Origin of the sequence: Nocardia sp. No.11, from assembly GCF_038752175.1 — a bacterium.
Lineage (GTDB): Bacteria > Actinomycetota > Actinomycetes > Mycobacteriales > Mycobacteriaceae > Nocardia > Nocardia canadensis.
Genome location: NZ_JBCGFB010000102.1, coordinates 1 through 22,000 on the forward strand (window position 1 = coordinate 1; position 22,000 = coordinate 22,000).

At 71.3% G+C, this 22,000-nt stretch carries 17 protein-coding genes and 2 pseudogenes; 10 read left to right on the forward strand and 9 right to left on the reverse strand.

Features of this window, described 5'->3' with window-relative positions:
- The 3 genes and pseudogenes from V8688_RS24345 to V8688_RS24355 form a co-directional block, all read left to right on the forward strand.
- Nucleotides 1-205: pseudogene (locus tag V8688_RS24345) on the forward strand (hypothetical protein); the annotation flags it as partial.
- A gap of 157 nt (nt 206-362) precedes the next feature.
- Complete coding sequence (locus V8688_RS24350) at nt 363-941, forward strand: sigma-70 family RNA polymerase sigma factor (RefSeq protein WP_110037079.1); 579 nt, start codon at nt 363-365, stop codon at nt 939-941.
- Nucleotides 934-2,049 carry an anti-sigma-D factor RsdA gene (locus tag V8688_RS24355; RefSeq protein WP_218717318.1) on the forward strand — a complete coding sequence of 372 codons (1,116 nt, stop codon included), beginning with the start codon at nt 934-936 and terminating at the stop codon, nt 2,047-2,049. The genes V8688_RS24350 and V8688_RS24355 overlap by 8 nt, the downstream gene beginning before the upstream one ends.
- Before the next feature lie 133 nt (nt 2,050-2,182).
- Here V8688_RS24355 and V8688_RS24360 read toward each other — a convergent pair whose 3' ends face one another.
- Nucleotides 2,183-2,596 carry a DUF5319 domain-containing protein gene (locus tag V8688_RS24360; RefSeq protein ID WP_011207424.1) on the reverse strand — a complete coding sequence of 138 codons (414 nt, stop codon included), beginning with the start codon at nt 2,594-2,596 and terminating at the stop codon, nt 2,183-2,185.
- A 217-nt stretch (nt 2,597-2,813) separates the two neighbouring features.
- Between V8688_RS24360 and guaB the strand changes: the two genes are divergently transcribed.
- A complete protein-coding gene (gene guaB / locus V8688_RS24365; protein WP_305082650.1) occupies nt 2,814-4,358 on the forward strand; it encodes an IMP dehydrogenase in 1,545 nt (514 codons plus the stop codon).
- A gap of 317 nt (nt 4,359-4,675) precedes the next feature.
- Nucleotides 4,676-5,830, forward strand: a complete 1,155-nt coding sequence (locus tag V8688_RS24370) for a GuaB3 family IMP dehydrogenase-related protein (RefSeq protein ID WP_218717349.1) — start codon at nt 4,676-4,678, stop codon at nt 5,828-5,830.
- Here V8688_RS24370 and V8688_RS24375 read toward each other — a convergent pair.
- Nucleotides 5,827-6,627, reverse strand: coding sequence for an alpha/beta hydrolase (locus V8688_RS24375; protein ID WP_342801774.1), 801 nt, complete (start codon nt 6,625-6,627; stop codon nt 5,827-5,829). The genes V8688_RS24370 and V8688_RS24375 overlap by 4 nt on opposite strands.
- Nucleotides 6,628-6,737: 110 nt before the next feature.
- Between V8688_RS24375 and guaA the strand changes: the two genes are divergently transcribed.
- Nucleotides 6,738-8,312, forward strand: coding sequence for a glutamine-hydrolyzing GMP synthase (guaA, locus tag V8688_RS24380; RefSeq protein WP_218717320.1), 1,575 nt, complete (start codon nt 6,738-6,740; stop codon nt 8,310-8,312).
- A gap of 4 nt (nt 8,313-8,316) precedes the next feature.
- On the opposite strand, the gene V8688_RS24385 is transcribed toward guaA, so the two are convergent.
- From V8688_RS24385 to V8688_RS24410, 6 genes are all read right to left on the reverse strand, one after another.
- Nucleotides 8,317-8,454 carry a hypothetical protein gene (locus V8688_RS24385; RefSeq protein ID WP_218717321.1) on the reverse strand — a complete coding sequence of 46 codons (138 nt, stop codon included), beginning with the start codon at nt 8,452-8,454 and terminating at the stop codon, nt 8,317-8,319.
- A gap of 77 nt (nt 8,455-8,531) precedes the next feature.
- Nucleotides 8,532-8,741, reverse strand: a complete 210-nt coding sequence (locus V8688_RS24390; RefSeq protein WP_218717322.1) for a hypothetical protein — start codon at nt 8,739-8,741, stop codon at nt 8,532-8,534.
- Nucleotides 8,734-10,512, reverse strand: coding sequence for a PspC domain-containing protein (locus tag V8688_RS24395; RefSeq protein WP_342801775.1), 1,779 nt, complete (start codon nt 10,510-10,512; stop codon nt 8,734-8,736). The genes V8688_RS24390 and V8688_RS24395 overlap by 8 nt, the downstream gene beginning before the upstream one ends.
- A 72-nt stretch (nt 10,513-10,584) precedes the next feature.
- Nucleotides 10,585-14,313 (reverse strand): NACHT and WD repeat domain-containing protein, encoded by a 3,729-nt coding sequence (locus V8688_RS24400; RefSeq protein WP_218717324.1) that lies wholly within the window; start codon nt 14,311-14,313, stop codon nt 10,585-10,587.
- A 206-nt stretch (nt 14,314-14,519) separates the two neighbouring features.
- Nucleotides 14,520-15,149: an MspA family porin gene (locus tag V8688_RS24405; RefSeq protein WP_218717325.1), complete on the reverse strand. Its 630-nt coding sequence runs from the start codon at nt 15,147-15,149 to the stop codon at nt 14,520-14,522.
- 171 nt (nt 15,150-15,320) lie between these two features.
- Nucleotides 15,321-16,463, reverse strand: a complete 1,143-nt coding sequence (locus V8688_RS24410) for a N(5)-(carboxyethyl)ornithine synthase (RefSeq protein ID WP_218717326.1) — start codon at nt 16,461-16,463, stop codon at nt 15,321-15,323.
- Between the two features lie 240 nt (nt 16,464-16,703).
- Here V8688_RS24410 and V8688_RS24415 point away from each other — a divergent pair, with 240 nt between their 5' ends.
- On the forward strand, nt 16,704-18,200 hold the full coding sequence (locus tag V8688_RS24415; RefSeq protein WP_255587391.1) for a PspC domain-containing protein: 1,497 nt from the start codon (nt 16,704-16,706) through the stop codon (nt 18,198-18,200).
- A gap of 120 nt (nt 18,201-18,320) precedes the next feature.
- The gene (locus tag V8688_RS24420; RefSeq protein ID WP_342801777.1) at nt 18,321-18,968 is read left to right on the forward strand and encodes a response regulator transcription factor; all 648 of its coding nucleotides are present in this window, start codon (nt 18,321-18,323) and stop codon (nt 18,966-18,968) included.
- On the opposite strand, the gene V8688_RS24425 is transcribed toward V8688_RS24420, so the two are convergent.
- Entirely contained in the window at nt 18,969-20,099 is a 1,131-nt protein-coding gene (locus tag V8688_RS24425; protein WP_218717327.1) for a serine/threonine-protein kinase, read from the reverse strand.
- Nucleotides 20,100-20,310: 211 nt separating this feature from the next.
- Here V8688_RS24425 and V8688_RS24430 point away from each other — a divergent pair, with 211 nt between their 5' ends.
- A complete protein-coding gene (locus tag V8688_RS24430; protein ID WP_342801776.1) occupies nt 20,311-21,060 on the forward strand; it encodes a hypothetical protein in 750 nt (249 codons plus the stop codon).
- A 457-nt stretch (nt 21,061-21,517) separates the two neighbouring features.
- Nucleotides 21,518-22,000, forward strand: a pseudogene (locus tag V8688_RS24435) (DNA polymerase Y family protein); the annotation flags it as partial.

A 22,000-nucleotide genomic window follows, 5' to 3' on the forward strand; every position in this document is an offset into this window, starting at 1 on the left:
CGACCTGGACGGGTCGGCGCGACGGGCCCGCGCGGTCGACGACGAGTGCCGCGAACACGGCCTGTTGCCCCTGCGCTGGGCCACGGCGCTGCTGCGTGCCGGGGTGTGCGCGGAGGCCGAGTCGCGGGCCGCCGCAGCCGAAGCCGCAGATCATGCGGCCCGAATCCGCGCATGGGGTGGGGATTTCACGGCGCCGTCCTGGTGACCCCTCCCCGGTGATCTTCCTGAGAGGTCTCATAGAAGGGGCCAGGCCCGCTAGCGGGTGATCAACGGGTCGCTATTGTTAGTCCCGTTCCGCCCCTTCGGTGGAAGCTCGGTCACATTGGACCGCGCCACTCGTAACGCCAGGAAAATCTCTGACGATGACGCATATGGGCGAAGAGTTGGACCTCGCCGTCGCTGCGGCTGCGCAGGGCGACAGGACTGCTTTAGCTCAGGTACTGGAACTGATCCGTCCGCTGGTAGTCCGCTACTGCCGGGCCAGGATCGGGGCCGCGGAGCGCGGGCAGCTCTCCGCGGATGATGTTGCGCAAGAGGTCTGTTTGGCTGTGATGACCGCCCTGCCCCGCTATCAGGATCAGGGTCGGCCCTTCATGGCCTTCGTTTACGGCATCGCTTCGCACAAGGTCGCCGACGCCCATCGCAACGCCGCCCGTAACAAGGCGGAGGCGATGGCCGAAGTACCAGATGTCATATCCACCGACCAGGGACCGGAGCAGCGAGCTCTCGACTCGGAGACGAGCAGGCAGATGAACACTCTGCTGGCAACACTCCCCGAGAAACATCGGGAAATCCTGATCCTGCGCTTGGTCATGGGTCTGTCAGCAGAGGAAACCGCAGTCGCCGTGGGCAGCACGGCGGGGGCGATACGAGTAGCCCAGCACAGGGCACTCGCGAAACTGAAGTCACAAGTGGCGAGGGCAGGTGAAATGTATGGCTAGGGATGGCGAGCGCGGTCGAGGCGACCGGAAGGTTTGGCGTGGGTCGCACGACAGCGGTCCCTACGCCGCCGAGGATGCCGGTGATTCCGGTCCGGTCGACATCGCGGCGGTGCGCAGCGATGATGCGCTGATCGACGCGATCGCGAGCGACGGACCGGTGCGTACCGACAGCCCCGAGGAGTTCCAGCTGGCGTCGTTGCTCGCGGATTGGCGAGCTGACCTGCTGGCCGAGCCGATGCCCGCGGGTCCTGATCTGGACACCGTGTTCGCGGCGGTCAATCAGGAGATCGGCGCGCGGCAGGTTCGAGTCGGAGCTTCCTCGCGCGGACGTCTACGGCTGGTACGACCCATTCTCGGCGCGGCCGCGGCACTGGCCGTGGTCTTCGGCGGCATCACAGCGTTCTCCTACAGCGCGGCACCCGGCGATCCGCTGTGGCGCGTCAAGGAGGTCGTGTTCAGCGAGCAGGCGCAGTCGACCGTCGTGGCACGTGCCGACGACGATCTCGTCGCCGCGCAGAACCTGCTCGACGCCGGTAACCCGGAGCAGGCGCGGGCCCGGCTGGAACAGGCTTCGGCCACCGCGAGCCAGGTCAACGACCCGGGCAAGCGGGAGGATCTGGTCGCCCGCTGGAACCTGCTGCGTGACGAGCTGGCCAAGCGCGCGCCGGAGATCGCCGCCCAGCTGGCGCCGTCGGCGCCGACCTCACCCGGACAGACCAAGCCCACCTCACCGTCGCCGGCCTCGCCGACCCCCAACCCGGGCAGCACCGCTCCGGTGGCGCCGACCGGTCCCGGTGGTACCGCCGACCCGTCCTCGGAGCCGCCGGTGATCCTGCAGACGCCGGGTCCGGGTTCGGAGACCAAGCCGCTCGTCCCACCGGTCACCGTCGAACCCACGGTGCCGCCGGTGACCACCGTGCCGACCACACCACCCCCGGTGACGGTCGACCCGACCACCCCGCAGACAACCATCGCCGAACCACCGCCGGTCACCGTGCCGACGGTGGTCCCGACGTCCGCTCCGGTGCCACCCACGGTGCCACCGACCCTGCAGACGCCGCCGGCCATGACGATCCTGCCCGCACCGCCCGCGGTGCCGTCACCCTGATCGTCGCGTTCTGACGACGAAGGCCCCGAACCTCAGGTTCGGGGCCTTCGTCGTTGGTGTCTGTCGATGCCGTGCGGCATCCGTCCCCCGCGCACGCGTGACCGGAGCGGGGGAGCGGCGCCCAGCGGACGGCTCAGCTGTCGAAGCCGTCGAATCCGTCGCCGTGGAACGCCTCGTTCATCGAGGCGTCCGCGTAGCCGCGGCAGTAGTCCCAGGTGACGTACGCCTCGGGCGTCGGGTCGTAGGCGGGCTCGTGCGGACGGACGGTGCCGTCGACGAGTAGCTGGAGCAGGTTCGCCCGCAGCATGTCCCAGTCGTGGTAGTGATCTTGCCGACAATCCTCGCAGCTGACGACGAGCCCGCGGATGCCGCGATGGGCCAGCAGGGCTTCGTAGACGGCGAGGTCGGCGAGATCTTCCTCGACCGCGAGGCGCTCATGAGGATCCAGCGGCTCACCGGGCTCGATCGCATCGAGCGCGGCAGACGGGTCGGAGGGGTCTCCGGCGAAGGGATCCGGCGGCAGGCCAGGTGGTAGATGGTCACGCACATCCCCACGGTACGCAGTACTTGGTGGTCTGCGCCAGCGATGCACCGGGCAAGTTTGCCGCGGGGCTCACTTCACAGGCGTGTTCGCCCGCCGGATACCATGGAATGCAGGCGTCGGCGAGCTTGTTCTCACCGACCATCAATCATTTCCGCTCAGCACCGTCGCGCTGCATCTATCGGCGTCGGTTGCTACCGACGACCAGGAGGGGTCGATCCGAATGAGTAATCCCGTGTCGGGCGAACGAATCGCGGTGCGCCCTCCTACGGGTGGCGACGATCCGACCAAGATCGCCATGCTCGGCCTCACGTTCGACGACGTGCTGTTGCTGCCTGCCGCCTCGGATCTCATCCCCAGTTCCGTCGAGACCTCCAGCAGGCTCACCAGGGAGATCACCCTGCGCACCCCGCTGGTGAGTTCGGCCATGGACACCGTCACCGAGGCCCGCATGGCCATCGCGATGGCGCGTGCCGGTGGTATGGGCGTGCTGCACCGCAACCTCTCGGCCGCCGATCAGGCCGCCCAGGTGGAGACGGTGAAGCGGTCGGAGGCGGGCATGGTGACCGACCCGGTCACCTGTCGTCCCACCGACACCCTCGCCGAGGTCGACGCCATGTGCGCCCGGTTCCGCATCTCGGGTCTGCCCGTGGTGGACGAGACCGGCGCGCTGGTGGGCATCATCACCAACCGTGACATGCGTTTCGAGGTCGATCAGGATCGTCGCGTCGACGAGGTGATGACCAAGGCGCCGCTGATCACCGCCCAGGAGGGCGTCACCGCCGAGGCCGCGCTGGGTCTGCTGCGCCGCCACAAGATCGAGAAGCTGCCGATCGTCGACGGCAACGGCCGCCTGCGCGGCCTGATCACGGTCAAGGACTTCGTCAAGACCGATCAGTACCCCAACGCCACCAAGGACCGCGACGGCAGGCTGCTGGTCGGCGCCGCGATCGGCGTCGGCGAGGACTCCTGGTCGCGCGCGATGACGCTGGGCGACGCCGGGGTCGACGTGCTGATCGTCGACACCGCGCACGGTCACCAGTCGCAGGTGCTGCAGATGGTCGCCAAGGTCAAGGCCGAGGTGGGCGACCGGATCCAGATCGTCGGCGGCAATGTCGCCACCCGCGCGGGCGCCGCGGCGCTCGTCGAGGCGGGCGTCGACGCTGTCAAGGTGGGTGTCGGTCCCGGCTCGATCTGCACCACCCGCGTGGTCGCCGGTGTCGGCGCCCCGCAGATCACCGCGATCCTCGAGGCCGTCGCCGCGTGCAAGGCCGCCGGTGTGCCGGTCATCGCCGACGGTGGCGTGCAGTACTCCGGTGACGTCGCCAAGGCCATCGCGGCCGGCGCCTCCACCGTGATGCTCGGCTCGCTGCTCGCGGGCACCGCCGAGGCCCCCGGTGACCTGATCCTGGTCAACGGCAAGCAGTTCAAGAGCTACCGCGGCATGGGTTCGCTCGGTGCCATGCAGGGACGCGGCCAGGCCAAGTCGTACTCCAAGGACCGCTACTTCCAGGACGACGTGCTCGCCGAGGACAAGCTGGTCCCCGAGGGCATCGAGGGACGCGTGCCGTTCCGTGGCCCGGTCAACCAGGTGATCCACCAGCTCGTCGGCGGCCTGCGCGCGGCCATGGGCTACACCGGTTCGCAGAACATCGAGCACCTGCAGAACGCGCAGTTCGTGCAGATCACCGCGGCGGGCCTCAAGGAGAGTCACCCGCACGACATCACCATGACGGTCGAGGCCCCGAACTACACCGGGCGCGGCTGAGTACAATAGCTGCGTTTGTGCGCCGGAGGGCCGACCTCCGGCGCACAAACACGTGGGCAACTCGCACCTGGCAGGGGCTTGCGGTCCGCTGACCAACAGCGAAGGCTGGCGTCGAGATGTTGTCGGCCTTCCAACACCAACGTTCCCCGCACCCGCGACCTCGAGGAGCGGCGGCCACGCAGTGGCCGGTTCGCGGCCGGGCCGCCGGCCAGGCGCCGCGGCGTCGGCGACGCAGGAGCAAGCCGCGGTGACCGACCGGCGGCCCCCAGGGGGCCGCGAACTCGAGCGCGCCCGCGCTCAGAAAGCAGAGCGTGACTGTGCGTGACATGGTGGAAATCGGAATGGGCAGGGTCGCGCGGCGGACCTACGAGCTCGACGACGTCGACATCGTCCCCTCGCGGCGGACGCGCTCGTCCAAGCAGGTCTCGCTGGCCTGGCAGCTCGACGCCTACCGTTTCGAGATCCCGGTGCTCTCGCACCCGACCGACGCGCTGGTCTCCCCGGAGTTCGCGATCGAGCTGGGTCGCCTCGGCGGCCTCGGGGTGATCAACGGTGAGGGCCTGTGGGCCCGGCACGCCGACGTCCAGGACAAGGTCGATCAGCTGATCGATCTCGTCGACAAGGGGGGTTACGAACGCGCGATCTCCCTGCTGCAGGAATTACACGCCGCGCCCATGCAGCCCGATCTGCTCGCGGCCGCGGTCGCGCAGGTGCGCGCCGCGGGCGTGACCACCGCGGTGCGGGTCAGCCCGCAGAACGCGCGGGCGCTGACCCCGGCGCTGGTGCAGGCCGGGGTCGACCTGCTGGTGGTGCAGGGCACCATCATCTCCGCCGAGCATGTGGGCGACGGTGAGCCGCTGAACCTGAAGACCTTCATCGCCGAGCTGGACGTGCCGGTCGTGGCCGGTGGCGTGAGCGACCACCGCACCGCGCTGCACCTGATGCGCACCGGCGCCGCGGGCGTCATCGTCGGCTACGGCTCCTACCCGGGCGCCACCACCACCGGCGAGGTGCTCGGCATCGGCGTGCCGATGGCGACCGCGATCGCCGACGCCGCCGCGGCCCGCCGCGACTACCTCGACGAGACCGGCGGCCGCTACGTGCACGTCATCGCCGACGGTGACGTCGCCACCTCCGGCCAGCTCGCCAAGGCGATCGCCTGTGGCGCCGACGCCGTGATGCTCGGTGTGCCGCTGTCGGTGTCGGCCGAGGCGCCCGGGCGGGGCTGGTACTGGCCCTCGGCGACCGCGCACCCCTCGGTGCCGCGCGGCTCGTTCCTGCCGGTCGACGAGTCCTGGCTCGACGGCGCCGACGGCACGGTGACCCGCCCGAACCTCGAGCGCGTGCTCTACGGCCCCTCCGACGACCCGTTCGGCTCGCTGAACCTGGTCGGTGGCCTGCGCCGCTCGATGGCCAAGGCCGGCTACTCCGACCTCAAGGAATTCCAGAAGGTCGGGCTCAGCGTCCGCTAGCGCACGGGGGTCAGGGCGACCCTTTCCCGCAGGAACCGTGCGATCGCCGCGTTGACCGGTTCCGGGTGGGTCATCGTGACGGCCAGCCGGGCGCCATCGATCTCCATGAAGGTGGAGGCGGTGAGCCCGTCGGCCAGCGTGCGGGCGCGCGTGCCCGCGATGCCGCTGTGGGTGGCGTGGATGATCAGTGCGGGGCAGGTGATCTCGCGCAGCCGGTCCAGCACGGAGTCGCGTCCGAGCAGGCAGCCGACGGCGGCGTCGAGGCCGTTGTGGGCGTCGCTGACCCAGCGTTTGGTCCACACGTCGCGATGCTGATCGTCGTCGCCGATCAGCCAGTCGGCCAGGCGGCCCGCCGCTTCCTCGCGCGAGCCCTTGTCGTGCCACTCGTCGAGGAAGCGCTGGGTCGCGGTGGACTGCTCCCTGGTCGGCCCGTGCGCCTCGGTGCTGATGAGGATGAGCGCGGCGACCCGCTCCGGCGCGACCAGCGCGGTCCGCAACGCCGTGAATCCCCCTTGCGCGGTGCCGCCGACCACGGCGCGCTCGGCGCCGATGTCGTCGAGGACCGTCAGTGCGTCGCGCGCGGCGGTCCAGTACGTGAACGGCAACCGCTGATCCTTGGTGCGGCCGTGTCCGCGCGCGTCCCAGGCCACGATCCGGAATTCGGGTGCCAGCACGGCCTGCTGCGCGGCGAACATGGTGCGGTCCATGAAGAATTCGTGGGCGAGCAACACCACCGGCCCCGTGCCACCGCTGTCCTCGTAGTAGATGTCGGCATCGATCGCGCGGGCGAATGGCACGAGCACGAGGATAGCCAGCCCGACCGGGGATTGCGCAATGTTCTCCCAACGCGTGTGCGCGCACCGATGCCCGCTGCTCGGCCCTCGTGCGGCGTCACTAAACTGTCCCGGTGGCAGAAACTCAGAGACCGGTCCTCGTCGTCGACTTCGGCGCACAGTACGCCCAGCTGATCGCCCGCCGGGTGCGCGAGTCGCGCGTGTTCTCCGAGGTGATTCCACACACCATGACGGTGGAGGAGATCGCCGAGAAGCAGCCGCTGGCCGTCATCCTGTCCGGTGGCCCGTCCAGTGTGTACGCCGAGGGTGCGCCCCAGCTCGACGCCCGGCTGTTCGACCTGAACGTGCCGGTGTTCGGCATCTGCTACGGCTTCCAGGCGATGGCGCAGGCCCTGGGCGGCACGGTGGCCCACACCGGCACCCGCGAGTACGGCCGCACCGAGCTCAACATCGACGGTGGCGTGCTGCACGGCGGCCTGCCGACCATCCAGCCGGTCTGGATGAGCCACGGTGACGCCGTGACCGACGCCCCCGAGGGCTTCGAGGTCACCGGCACCACCGCGGGCGCCCCGGTCGCCGCCTTCGAGGATCGCGCCCGCCGCCTGGCCGGCGTCCAGTACCACCCGGAGGTGCTGCACTCGCCGCACGGGCAGCAGGTGCTGAGCCGCTTCCTGCACGAGCTGGCTGGTATCCCCGCGCAGTGGACCCCGGCCAACATCGCCGAGGCCCTGATCGAGGACGTGCGCGCGCAGATCGGCGACGGCCACGCCATCTGCGGTCTGTCCGGCGGTGTCGATTCCGCCGTCGCCGCCGCGCTGGTGCAGCGCGCGATCGGTGACCGCCTCACCTGCGTGTTCGTCGACCACGGTCTGCTGCGGGCCGGCGAGCGCGAGCAGGTGCAGCAGGACTTCGTCGCGGCGACCGGCGCCAAGCTGGTGACCGTCGACGCGGTGGACAAGTTCCTGGGCGAGCTGAAGGGCGTCTCCGACCCGGAGGAGAAGCGCAAGATCATCGGCCGCGAGTTCATCCGCTCCTTCGAGGACGCGGTCTCGGGCATCGTGCTCGAGGAGGGCGCGGCCGCGGGGACCGCGCCGAAGGTCGAGTTCCTGGTGCAGGGCACCCTGTACCCGGACGTCGTCGAATCCGGCGGCGGCACCGGCACCGCGAACATCAAGAGCCACCACAATGTCGGCGGCCTGCCCGACGACCTCGAGTTCGACCTGGTCGAGCCGCTGCGCCTGCTGTTCAAGGACGAGGTCCGCGCGGTCGGCCGCGAGCTGGGCCTGCCCGAGGAAATCGTTGCCCGCCAGCCCTTCCCTGGCCCCGGTCTGGCCATCCGCATCGTCGGCGAGGTGACCGCCGATCGGCTCGACCTGCTCCGCCAGGCCGACGCCATCGCCCGCGAGGAACTCACCGCCGCGGGCCTGGACAAGCAGATCTGGCAGTGCCCGGTCGTGCTGCTGGCCGACGTGCGCTCGGTCGGTGTGCAGGGCGACGGCCGCACCTACGGTCACCCGATCGTGTTGCGCCCGGTGTCGAGCGAGGACGCGATGACCGCGGACTGGACCCGCCTGCCCTACGACGTGCTCGAGCGCATCTCCACGCGCATCACCAATGAGGTGTCCGACGTCAACCGCGTGGTGCTCGATGTGACGAGCAAGCCGCCGGGCACCATCGAATGGGAGTAGGGCGCTAGGCCGGTCGCCGTGGCGGCGCCACCTGGGTGAGCAGCAGCCTGCCGAGGAGGAAGCCGCCGGGCGGCCGATGGGTGGTCGGCGGCAGCGCCTTCGCCAGCGGAGTGGGCTGCCGATCGGATCGGGAATCGTCCATTGCCGTGTGTCCTCCGACGACAATGGCCCGTCACGGTGACGGGCCATTGTCGTATCTCGGTGTTCGGTGAGCTTTCGTCAGTGTCGTTTGCCGCGCGGGGAGATCGTCAGCATCAGGCCGATGACGATCGCCGCGATCACCACGCCCCAGCCGATCGGCAGGATGCCGCCGCTGTCGGGGGTCGGTGCGCCGAGCAGGGCCCAGACGCTCAGGGCCAGGGCGATCAGTCCGGTGCAGAGCAGGGAGAACGCCGGTCGGCGGGGTTCGGTGCCGGTCGGGTCAGCCACGGGTCACCTCCACGTCACCCAGGTGCATCTTGATGTGCAGGTCCAGGACCGGGGCGCCCGGGGTTTTCGGGCCGCTCAGACCTTCGACGCAGGTCGCGTCGGCCACCCGGATGTCACATGTCGTGTTCACTGTCATCCCCTCGGGCAGGTGCACTTTCGCGTCACCGATGTTCACCGCGACTTCGACGCTGCGCGATTCGGTGAGGTTCAGGCCCCGCAGATCCAGAGTGCCCGAACCGATGTCGAGGGCGTAGCGGGGCTGGAGTTCCGACACCGAGGTGGGCGCCCAGACGCGATCGCCGATGGCGCCGCCGTTCTCGAAGTCGATCGGCCCGATCAGCGAGGCCAGCAGGACGAACCCGGCCAGCGGGGCGGTCAGTACCAGCAGTCCGTAGCCGCGCCGCAGGAACGCGCCCGCGATCAGCCCGAGCCCGACGACCGCGAGCGCGACGGCCGCGATCCGCGCCGGGGTCATCCATTCGACGCCCGAGGCCGCGGCCGCACCGGCGAACGCCGCCGCCAGGATCGCCAGGCCGATGGTGACCGGGGTGAGCCGCGACCGCGGCTTCTTCGGCGGCGGGGGCGGCACCGCCACGGCGTAGCGCGGTGCCGCCTCGGGGAGCTCCCAGGCCAGCGGCGCGATGCCGAGCGGATCGATGCCGCTGGGCACCTGCGCGCCGCTGCGCGGGAAACCCGGTGTGGGCGAGGGGAGGTCCGTGCGGAGGGCGGCGGTCGCGCCGAGCCCGTGGTACTGGATCGGCGCGGGTGTCGCCACCTCGGCCGATCCGGCGTCGCGCTTGTCGAGATCGATGGTCGTCGTGGGATCGCTCGAATCGTCCACGGGGCGGACGAGATCGGTCGATGCGGCCCGCGGCGTGGCATCCGCTGCGTCGGGCTCGGCCGTGCTGGCGGGCGTCGAGGTGGCGGTGTCCATGTCGGCGGGTGGGTTCGTCGTGTCGTCTACCGCTGCGGCCGCGGCGGATTCGCTCGTCGCGACCGCGTCGACTACGTCCGCCGAATCCGACGCGTGCGCGACGTCGGTGGGGCCGGGTTCGTCGGTGGCCGGTGCGACGTCCTTGTGCAGCACGATCGTCTCGGTGGCGTCGACCCGGAGCAGGGGCGTGGATTCGGCTGCGTCGGTGCGGGTTTCCTCGCGGGGCAGCACGGTCGTGGCCGGATCGGGGGCGTAGGCGTCCGGCAGCTTGGTGTAGGGCGTGTACATCCCGGTCGGCGGCACGTCCGGGACGTACGGGTACCCGCGCACCGGCACGCCGGTCGGGTAGCCCGCGGCAGGATAGCCCGCGGTGCCGAGCGATTCGGCGCGGACGGTGTCGAAACCGCTGGGCAGTTCGGGATGTCGGATGTAGAGCATCCACCAGCCCGCCAGCATCAGTCCCATGCTGACCACCCCGGAGCCGCCCATCCCGAGCCCCACCGGCCCCATGGTCGAGACCGCGATCGCCAGCGCGACGATCAACACGATCGTCTTGGTCTGCGAGTGCGTGCCGCGCGCGTGATCGGTCAGCGCCTCGGCCGCCGACGCCTCGTTCCCCGCGGAGCTGAGCACCAGCCACGCGAGCAGATACAGCACGATGCCCGCGCCACCGAAGATCGTCGACACCACGAACGCCACCCGCAGCAGCACCGGATCGACGCCGTAGCGGAGCCCGAACCCGGCCGCGACGCCGGCGATCGGCCCCTGCCGCGGCAGCCGGACGGGCCGCGTATGCCACATCTGCTGGATCTGGTCACCGAAGCTCGTTCTGCTCATGTCCTCCATGGTGTGCTCGACCAGTCCTTTCGCACATCGGGGTGAACCCTGAGGTTTGCCCGGGTTCCCCGGTCAGGCGCAGGGTGGGCGGTAGGAGACGTTCGGGACCTGACGGTGCCAGACGGGTTCGGTGAGCGCGTCGCCGGTGGCCGCGCAGATCCGGGCGGCGACCTGCTCGGGGTCCAGCTCCCAGACGCCGAGCTGGCCGTTGTCGGTGATCACGACCAGCTGTTCGCCGTCGGGATGCACGACCACCCGGCGATTGCGTCCGTCGGCGGGCCCGATCGGGCCGACGCCCTTGTGGGGTGCGCGCGGGTCCTCGATGGACCACAGCACGGTGGTCCCGTCATCGCTGGACAGGGCCAGACTGTCGCCGCCGATCGCGGTGGACAGCGAGATGATCGGGGACATCTCGGTGCGGATAGGGTCGGTGAGCGGCGCGATCGATCCGGGCTCCGCGACCGCCCACAGCCGGAAGTTGTCGAACTCCGTCACGATCATCGTGCGGTTGTCGGGCAGCAGCTGGGACGGCTGGAAGGTGGTCGTGGCGTGGGCGTCCACGGTGCCGATCAGTCGTGGATGGTCCGGGTCGGCCAGGCTCCAGATCTGGCGCAGGTACGGCTGCGCGCTGTCGCCGGGGTCGTAGGACATGGTCTCGAGCCGGTCGCCGTCGGCGGCGAAGCGGCCCGAGGAGAACTGCCCGTGTGTCGCGGTGAGCGGTGCTCCCCGGCGCACCGGTGCGGCCCGATCGGTGACGTCCCACAGCTGGAGCGTGGAGCCGTGGATCACCATCATCCGGTCGCCCTCGACGATCGATTCCGTGGTGTCGTCGGCGGGCCACGGTGCCAGCGGGCGCGGGGCCGCTGGATCGTCGAGGGCGAACACGAGTCGCTGGGCGCCGTATCGGTCGTGGACCGAGAGCGTGCGTCCGTCGGAACTCAGCGCCGGGTCCGACCGGCCGGGCGCACCGGCGATCGTGGTCACCCGGACCGGGCGTCGGGGATCGCTGGTGTCCCAGACCACGAGGGACCCGCTGGCGGACAGCACGGCCATCCGGTCGCCCGCCTGATCGAACACGGGCGTGAACGACGAATGCGGTGCCGTCGTGACCATCGATCGGGGCATCGTCCACAGGCGCAGCGATCCGTCGTTGCCCGCGCCGGCCAGCGTCGACGTGCCGGGCAGCTCGATGAGCGAGCGCGGGCCGCTGTCACAGACCGAGGCGACGGCCTGCAGGCAGGGGCCGGGACTCACCGCCAGCGCGGGTCCGGCCGGCTCCGGTTGGGCCGGATCGATGATGTTCCACAACCGGCCCGCTTCGGCGGAGCTGGTCGCGAGCCCGGTGCCGTGCCCGGTGAAGGCGATCGAGTGCAGGACGTCGTTGTCGACCCGGAAGGGCGAGCCGTAGCGACGTGGGCGATCGGGGTCGGTGACCTGCCAGAGTTCCACCCGGCTCGATTGCGGGCCCGCGGCCTCGGCCGATCCGTAGGTGCCGACGGCGAGCATCGTGGCGTCCGGGCTGAACGCGAGGTCGCGAAAATGATCGCTGCCCGGGATGACGATGGGGGCGCCGACCGGCCGTGCCGTCACCGGATCGCGGACATCCCACAGCTGCACCACATCGGGCGCCCCGGTGTCGAAGACGAGTCTGCCGATCGCGAGCAGGGCGCCGTCGGGACTGAACTCGACGACCGATTGCACGTGCGCGGAGCCGTCACCGGGCAGCTCGATGCGGCGTACGGGACCAGGCCGCTCCCCGAGGGACCAGAACGTCACCGTCGTCGCGTCCGACTCGACGAGGTGGGTGCCGCGCGGGCTGACCGCCATCGACTGCCGCCGACCGGGGGTGAGGGTCTGGAGCAGCCGCGGTGCCTCCGGCCGTGCGAAGTCCCACCACTGCACGCCGGACGGCCCGTTGGTGACCGCGCCGGTGCCGCCGGGGACGAAGGCCAGCACATCGATGGGGACGGCGAAATCGGATGCGATTCGTCGCGGTCGCCGCGCGTCGGTGGTGTCCCAGAAGCGGGCATGGCGGGCGAGATCGATGGAGACCAGCAGCCCGTCCGCCGGGCGGGCGACCAGGGTGTCGATCTGCTGGTCATGGGCGGGAATCGTGGTCGCGAGCGGCAGTTCCTGGCTGTTGAGCAGCTGGGTCCTGCTCGCCGGGTCGGGGCGCATCCGGAACGCGGCCAGCGACAGCTGCGCCGACAGCGACGGATCGCTGGTCCTGCTCCGCTGGGCGGCGGCGACCAGCTCGGTGTAGTCGCGGTCCGCGGTGCGCTGGTCGGCGAGCTTGCCGCGGTCCCAGGCGACGACACCGGTAGCCAGCAGCGCGAGCACCACGGCGGCGGCACCGGCCCGTCGGCGCCGGCCGAACCGGGCCGATCGCCCGGAGGCGTCGAGGAAGGCGCGGGCCCGCGGGCTGGTCGCGGTGCCACGGGCGTGCTCGTTCGCGCTGTCGAGCCGGGTGCCGCGATAGAGCAGCGCGGGATCGCGGGCGGCCGCCTCCCATTCGGTGGCGTCGGTCTCGAGGCGCTGGCGGACCAGGTGTCCGACCCGATCGGTGTCGATCCACCCGCGCAGCCGGGGCCAGGCGGTCAGCACGATCTCGTGGGAGAACTGCACCGAGTCCGCGTCCAGGGCGAGCAGCCTGCTCGCGGCGAGCACGTCCAGCGCCTGCCCCGCGGCGGTGGGATCGGCGCCCCGGGCGAGCAGTTCGGTCCGGCCGACGACGCGGCGGGTATCACGCGTGTCCTGGCCGACGGTGACCAGCGAGCCCAGCAGTTCCTGGGCGGCGTCCTGCTGGGCCGGGGTGAGTTCGCTCCACGCCGATTCGGCGGTCTCGGCGACCGACCCCGCCACCGCGCCCGCCGTGCGATACCCGGCGACGGTGAGTTTGCGGCCCTCGCGCTGCTGCCAGGTCGCGGCCATCACATGTGAGAGCAGCGGCAGGGCACCGGGGTCGTAGCCGTCGGTGTCGGCGTGCGCGCCGAGCCCGCGCAGCTCGGTCAGCACCAGCTCTTCCAGGCCCTGTTCGAGGGTGAGACCGGCTGCGGCCGCCGGCCCGGTGATCGCGCGCGAGACCTCGTCCAGCGACATCGGACCGAGCAGATAGTCGTTGTGCTGCAGGCTGTCCCGCAGGATCGGATGGTGCAGGCAGCGCTCGTAGAAGTCGGCCCGCAGCGCCAGGACCACGGTGAGTGGATCACGCGGGCGGCTGGTCAGCTCGGCGAGCGCGGTCAGGAACGCCGAGCGCTCGGCCTCGTCCGGGCAGAGGGTGAACAGTTCCTCGAACTGGTCGACGACGAGCACCCGGAGGTCGGGGCCGAGCGCGGCGGCCAGCCCGGCGGTCGGTGCCGTGCCCGGTGTCATGGTGGCCGACGGCAGGTCGAGGGCCGGGCGCAGGCCCGCGGCCAGCAGCGAGGACTTGCCCGCGCCCGAGGCGCCGATCAACACCACGATGCCGGTGGTGGCGCGGACCAGGTCGACGAACGCGGTGGTGGCCTGTTCACGTCCGAAGAACAGCGCGCGCTCCTCGGCCCGGAAGGCCCGCAGGCCAGGGTAGGGGCAGGTGTCGCCCTCGCTCGCCGTCGCCGTCCAGGTCACCGATTCCTGCCATAGGCGCCGCCATTCGTGCGGGTCGGCGAGCCTGCGCGGCAGTTGATGCTGGGCTTTTTCGGTCAGCTCGACCAGTGTCAGGATCACCGGCAGCAGCGATTCGAAGCGGGCGGGTACGTTGCGCCCGGCTTTCCAGTCACTGATCCGCTGTGCCGACGGCGTGCCGGTCTGGGTGTTGCGCATGCGCCGCTCCGTGGCTGAGGCGACACGGCGCAGCGTCGGATTGCCCGCTGCGGCATAGAGTTCGGCGAACCGCTGCGCGAAAAGCGCACGTGGCGAAGAACTCTCCTGATCCTCGATGGTCAAAGAACCCCCCGTTCGGTGAAAACGACCGAGGAGAATGATATTTGGCGCATCGGGACCCGGCGCGCCGCCGGGTCCCGATGCGGTCAGAGGAACATGGTGTCGCCGAAGACCGAGTTGGTCGCGCTCACCTGCGGCGTGGTCGCGGTGACCGTCGCCCAGGAGTAGATGTTGAGCGGCCCGCCGCAGTTGCCGACCATCAGATGGAAGTCACGGTTCACCAGGTAGGTGGTGCCCGTGCCCAGCGGCATGCTCCCCACATCGATCTTCTTGATCTCGCCGGGCGCCAGCGACAGGCTCAGATCGAGCCCCGCCGAGATCGACGGACCGATATCGGCCGACGCGTCCGGTCCCGACGAGCCGAACCCGATGGTGGCCCCCGCGCTCACCGAGATCCCGCCGTCCAGTCCCACCGACAGCGTCACGTCCACCGCGCAGGCGACGAGGTAGCCGGACTCGAGCGTGCCGCTCGCCCCCGGGGGCGCCGTCACGTACGCGGTGTTGTCGAGGAACACCTCCCGGTTGGTCGGCATGGCGTTGAGCGCGGGCACCTGCCGGTAGGACTGCTCGGTGTGGCCGAGGGTCAGCTCGAAGCCCGCGGGTCCGTGATAGGTCGTCTCGTGCGGGGCCATCGGTGTCGCCGAGGCGACGGGAGCGATTCCGACGGTGGTCAGCGCGATGGTGGCGGCGCCCAGCACGGTGGTGATGATGTTCAACGTTCCTCCCCTGTGTGTGGGCCGCTGTTTCCGGCCCGTCATCAAGGTAGGAATTCGTCCGGTGCCGACGCTGGCAACGGACCCGCTCTGAAGCCGATAATCGCAGGTGAGAGTGCTGTGTCCGGTTGTCCGGTCCGGACAGGAATCCGCCCCGAACAGCCCGGAACCGGGTCAGATCACCGCGTACGGGTACCCGGCGGCACGGCCCTGGAAGGACAGGATGCGGGGGTTCTGGACGCGGCCGTCGCGGATCTCGACGGCGCGCCGGATGGTCTCGCTGCCCTCCCAGGCGTCGGGGCCGGCCAGCACGATCGGGACGTACTCGAGCAGTGCCTCGGAGTTCTCCCAGGTGGCCGAATCCCAGAGAAACGAGGGACTGTGGTCGACCCCGTAGTGGTGCAGATCGGCGCCGAGGGTGAACATCGGGTCGGCGAAGGTCGTCGGGCGCGCCCAGGAGAAGCCCATACCCTCGTCGCAGGAGACGTCGATGAACAGGGTGCCGCGGGCGAACAGCTCGAGATCGTCCTCGGTGACGAACATCAGCGGTTCCTCGGTGTCCTGGAACATGCAGTTGACGATCACGTCGTAGGTGGCCAGCACTTCGGCCAGCGGCCCCGGCTCGGGCGCCTTCAGCGCGAGCGTGCGGCTCGGGTCGGCCGGGTCGCGCTGGAAGTGCTGCATGCGCACCGAGGCGAACGGCGAGGCCACCGCCGACACGCTGCGCTGGGTCAGCACCGTCACATCGCTGATGCCGAGTGCCGAGAGCGCGCGGACCGCGCCGCGCGCTGTCGCGCCGAAGCTGATCACCGCCGCCCGCTTGCGACGCCCGTAGTCGCCGGTGATGCCGCGCAGTTGCAGGGCGTGCATGACCGAGCAGTAGCCGGCCAGTTCGTTGTTCTTGTGGAAGACGTGGACGCTGAAGTTGCCCGCCGTGGTCCAGTGGTTCATCGCCTCCCAGGCGATCAGGGTCAGCGCGCGGTCCACGGCCAGCTGGGTGATCCGCCGGTCCTGCACGCAGTGCGGCCATCCCCACACGATGGTGCCGGGCCGCATCTGTTCGAGGTCTTCGGCCAGCGGCTTGGCCAGCAGCAGCACGTCGCATTCGGCGAACAGTTCCGCGCGGGTGCGAAAGCCCGCGACCAGGGGCGCGAGGAGTTCGTCGGGATAGCCGAACCGGTCACCGTAGCCGTGTTCGAGGAAGATCTGACCGCGCAATCCCGGATCGATCCGGTCCAGATGGGCCGGGTGGATCGCCAGCCGGTGTTCGTTTTCCTTGCGGGAGGTCGCGACAAGGCCGACGGTCAGGCGCTTCACAGTTGCTTCACCTGGTCAGCCTACGCGTACCGGGCGGCGCGGAAAGCGGCAAGATCAGGGAGATTCCCGATGCCGGGGGCCGCGCGAGCGTGCCAGTATCGAAGGATGGATCCGTCTGTTCCCGCCCGCGCCGCCGCCCAGGGGCCCGTCGCCCCGCGCGGGTACGGCACCGCACCGGGGAACAACGCCACCCCGCCGCCGAACCGCGCACCCCGCTATCCCGGTGGCTCCGGCGCCGCGATGAACCCGGGCGGACACCGGCACCCGAAGGGCCCGCAGCGCTTCGTCGCACGGGCGCTCGGCAACGGCCAGGCCGTCTACGGCACACCGCACCCCTACGTCCCGCAGCCGCAGTTTCGCCCCGCGCCCGGCTACTACCCGGCCGGGTACCCGACGCCGTCGGGGTACGGCGTGCCGCGGGGCTACCGGCCGGGCGTGCTGCCGACGCCGGGCCCCGAGCCCGTCGGCCCGCCGCTGCCGGAGACCCCGCGACTGGTCCGCCGGACCGGTGGCCGGGTGGTCGGTGGCGTCGCCGGTGGGCTGGCCGATCATCTCGGCGTCGACGTGTTCAAGGTGCGGATGGCGTTCGTGCTGCTGTCGGCCCTGGTCGGCGCGGGCCTGGTGGCCTACGGGCTGCTGTGGATCTTCACCCCGGGCGGCAACGACGCGGCCAAACCGACCGGCGACGAGCGCAGGCAGGCGATCGGCCTGGCCCTGCTCGGCCTCGGTCTCGCGGTCACCGTGGGTTGGCTGTTCCAGGGCACCGCCGCGAAGGTGATCGCCCCGATCGTGGTGGTCGCGGTCGGTGCCGCGCTGGTCTGGCGCGAGTACGACGTCGCCGCGCCCGGACCTCGCGCGCTGTTCGGGCTGCCCGCGCGGCCGTCGGTGGTCACCTGGTCGCGGATCGTGGCCGGGGCGACGCTGATCGTGGTCGGCCTCGGCGTGGTGGTGCTGGCCAGGATCGACCTGAGTTCGCTCGGATCGGCGTTGATCGCGGTCGCGGTCACGCTGGTCGGCGCGGGCCTGCTGACGGTGCCGCTGTGGCTGCGCATGGTCCGCGCGCTCAACGCCGAGCGCGGCGCCCGCATCCGCAACGAGGAGCGCGAGGAGATCGCCTCGCACCTGCACGATTCGGTGCTGCAGACCCTCGCGCTGATCCAGCGGCAGGCCGAGGACCCGCAGGAGGTCCTGCGCCTGGCCCGCAGCCAGGAACGCGAACTGCGCAAGTGGCTGTTCGACGACACCGCCCCCGCCCAGTCCAGCCTGGCCGCCGCGCTGCGCACCATCGCCGGTGAGGTGGAGGACCAGCACGGGGTGAAGGTCACCCCGGTGACCGTCGGCGATGTGGCGATGGACCCCGGTGACACCGGCGCGGGCCTGCCGAAGGAACACTTCACCGCGCTGCTCGGCGCGAGCCGGGAAGCGCTGGTCAACGCGGCCAAGCACGCGGGCGTCCCCGAGATCGACCTGTTCGCCGAGACCGAACCGCATCAGGTGAGCATCTTCGTCCGCGACCGCGGCGCCGGTTTCGACACCTCGGCCGTGCCCGCCGACCGGCGCGGTGTCGCGAAGTCGATCTGCGCCCGCGTCGAACGCCGCGGCGGCACCGCCGTCATCGACTCGACCATCGGTCGCGGCACCGAGGTGCGCATCGTGATGCCGCGCTCGGACTCCGGCACCTCGGACCCGGCCGCCGACGCCGCCCCGGCCGACGCGCCGCTCCCGCCCGAGGCATGAGCGATCCGCAACGGCTGCCCCCGAGCGATATTCGTGGGCCCGATGCCTCGGTCCGAACCGACATTCACGGTCGTGTGGTACCGATGAGAACAAGTCGATCGCCGGTGGGATGAGAGTGAGCTGTCAGTGAGTGTTCGGGTGTTCCTGGTCGACGATCACGCGGTGTTCCGGTCCGGCGTGCGCGCCGAACTGAGCCGCGAGACCGACATGGAGGTCGTCGGCGAGGCGGGCGCGGTGGCCGAGGCGGTCGCGGGGATCGACGCGGCCACACCGGATGTGGTGCTGCTGGACGTGCACATGCCCGACGGTGGCGGTGTCGCGGTGCTGACCGGGATCGCCGACGGCCCGGTGTGCCTGGCGCTGAGCGTGTCCGATGCCGCCGAGGACGTGATCGCGGTGATCAGGGCGGGCGCGCGCGGGTATGTCACCAAGACGATCTCCGGCGCCGAACTGGCCGACGGCATCCGCCGCGTCGCCGGGGGTGACGCCGTGTTCAGTCCGCGGCTGGCCGGTTTCGTCCTCGACTCGTTCACGGGCCGATCGCCGGTGCCCGAGCCGCCGCTCGATCCCGAGCTGGACTCGCTCACTCCGCGCGAGCTCGAGGTCCTGCGCCTGCTGGCCCGTGGCTACACCTACCGCGAGATCGCCGAGACCCTGTTCATCTCGGTGAAGACGGTGGAAACCCACGCCTCCAACGTGCTGCGCAAGACCCAGCAGTCCAATCGCAACGCGCTGACCCGATGGGCCCATCGCCGCCGGATCGAGTGATCACATCACCGCGATGATGATCGCGATCAGGATGACCAGGCCGATCAGCACGCCGGCGCCGATGGCCAGCGGCGCCCCGTTGGGCAGGTTGTCGACGAAGCTGCCGCTGCGCTGGGCCGGTGCCTGGGCGGCGGCCAGCGGGGCGCGCTGTGGGCGCGGCAGCGGGGCGGAATGCGGGCTGCGCAGGCCGCTGGCGGAGTTGCGGGCGGCCCAGGACGGGATGGTGCCGTCCTCGGTGCGCAGCGGCACGCCGAGGATGTAGGCGGCGGTGCCGGGGCCGAAGGCGGCGGTGAGGATCTCGTCGCGCGCCTGGGCCATCGTCGGGCGGCGCTGCGGGGCCGGTTCGAGCATGTGCAGCAGCGGCTGGGTCAGGATGCCGCTGCGGCTGGGCGGGATGATCCGGCCCATCGCGGCCCGGGTGACGACATCGTTCTCGTCGTCGTCGAAACCGAACGGCGGCTGGCCCTCCAGCGCGGTGTAGAGCGTGGCGCCGAGGGAGAACACGTCGCTGGCCTCGGTGGGCTGGGCGCCGCGGGCGACCTCGGGCGGCAGGTAGGCGGGGGTGCCGGTGATGGTGCCTTCCGGGTCGTCGCCGTGGGTGTCGCCCGCGCCGCGCGAGATGCCGAAGTCGCTGAGCTTGGCCTTGCCGAGATCGGGACCGCGATCGGCGACGAGGATGTTGCCCGGCTTGATGTCGCGGTGCACGATGCCTGCGGCGTGCGCGGCGGCGAGCGCGTCGGCCACCTGCGCGCCGATCTGGGCGACCTCGACCGCGGGCAGCGTGTCGAACAGCGTGAGCGCCTTGGCCACGCTGCGCGAGGGTAAGTACTCCATGACGAGCCAGGGTTCGCCCGCCTCGATCACCACGTCGTAGACGGCGATCGCGTGCTCGTGCGACAGCTTGGCCGCCACCCGGCCCTCGTGCACGATGCTGCTGCGGATGCGCTCGGCCTCGGCCTCGCTCAATCCGGCCGTGGAGAGCACCTGCTTGATCGCGACCTCACGGTTCAGCAACCGGTCCGTCGCGAGCCAGACCGCGCCCATGCCACCGCCGCCCAATTTCGACTGCAGGCGGTAGCGACCCGCGACGAGGTAGTCGGGGCCGATATGGGGACGAGCACGTTCGGTCACGGGTGCGAGGGTAGTCGAATATGCCGATGACTGGCCGGTATCACGACGCGCGGGTATAAGGGGGCCCGCTGTGGACACGGGGCGGGGGTGGGTGTCACCCTGGTCGCGATCGAACGTATATTCGAATACGATCGATAGCTGAAACGGTGCTGCCGTTCCGGTGCCGGGCGGTTCTCCGCTCGCGGGTCCATCGTGGAAGTAGGTGGTGTTGATGGGTTCGGATGCGTTGTCGCCCGAGGTGGCGGCCCGGGCGCGCACGCTCGACGAACTGCGCAGGCGGATGGCCGCGGTACCGGGCCGGGGCGAGTCCGCCGCCGGGCACATCCCCCGTGAACAGCCATTACGCCGCGATCTGTTGCCGGTGCCCGCGCCGCTCGCCGAACTGTTGCCCGAGGGTGGCCTGCCCAAGGGTGCCGTGGTCGCCTATACCGGCGCGCACTCGCTGCTGTCCGGTCTGCTCGCCGCGGTGACCGGAGCCGGTGGCCACGCCGCGGTGGTCGGCCTGCCCCGGCTGGGTTTGCTGGCCGCCGCCGAGATGGGCGCGCAGCTGTCCCGGCTGGCCGTGATCCCCGATCCCGGCCCCGATCCGGGAGAGGTGGCCGCCGTCCTGCTCGACGGCCTCGATCTGGTCGTCCTCGGGCTCGACGGCGTCGCCGTCCCACCCGCCCGCTGCCGGGTCCTCGCCGCCCGCGCCCGCAACCGCGGCGCCACCCTGGTCGTCGCGGGCGGTACCTGGACCAATCCGTCGCTGCGCCTGGACACCCGCGTCACCGGCTATCGCGGTCTCGGCCCGGGCCGCGGCCGCCTGCGTTCGGTCTGCCTGGACGTGCGCGTCAGCGCCAAGGCGGGCCCACCCCGGCACGGCCGGATAGACCTGTGCGCCAAGGCCGGTCGCACCGAATGGCTCGCCCGCGAAGCGGAGACCCGCGCGGCGGCCGACCTGCGGGAGGCCGTGTCGTGACCGGCCGGCGGCGGCCATCCGGTCAGGCGCCGATCGCCTGCCCGACGGCCCCGCCGAGCACGGGCCGCCGCACGGCGGCTCGACCGATCACGGTGTGCCCCGAGCCCGCGACGACAGTGGCGACGGCGCCGAGGCTGTCATCGGCCTCGACCGGTGGTTCCGCGCCGGAGCCGCGTCCCGGCGGTCGGCCGGGGCGGTTCCCCCGCCGGTGGCGAACGCTGACCAGCGGTGGACATCCGGCCGCCGACGGTCGTCGCGTCGGGGACAGCCGATGACGCGGGCCGAGCGCGTGCTGGCGTTGCTGTGTCCGGACTGGCCCGCGGTGGCGGCGGCCGCGGCGGCGGGGGTGCCCGCGGATCGTCCGGTGGCGGTGCTGCACGGGAACCGGGTGGTGTCGGCNAACGCTGACCAGCGGTGGACATCCGGCCGCCGACGGTCGTCGCGTCGGGGACAGCCGATGACGCGGGCCGAGCGCGTGCTGGCGTTGCTGTGTCCGGACTGGCCCGCGGTGGCGGCGGCCGCGGCGGCGGGGGTGCCCGCGGATCGTCCGGTGGCGGTGCTGCACGGGAACCGGGTGGTGTCGGCGTCGGCGATCGCCAGGGCCGAGGGTGTGCGCGAGGGCGTGACCCGCAGGGAGGCGCAGTCGCGCTGCCCCGATCTGGTGGTCGCCCAGGCCGATCCGGACCGGGACGCCCGGCTGTTCGAACCGATCGCCTGCGCGGTCGACGCGACGGTGCCCGGTGTCGAAGTGCTGCGCCCTGGCCTGCTGGTGCTCGGCGCGCGGGGCGTCACCAGGTTTTTCGGTTCCGAGGAAGCGGCGGCGGTCCAGCTGATCGACGCCGTGGCGGTGGCGGGCGCCGAGGCCCAGATCGGCATCGCCGACGCCCTGTCGACCGCGGTGCTCGCGGCCCGCCGCGCCGCGTTCGTCCCGGTCGGCGGC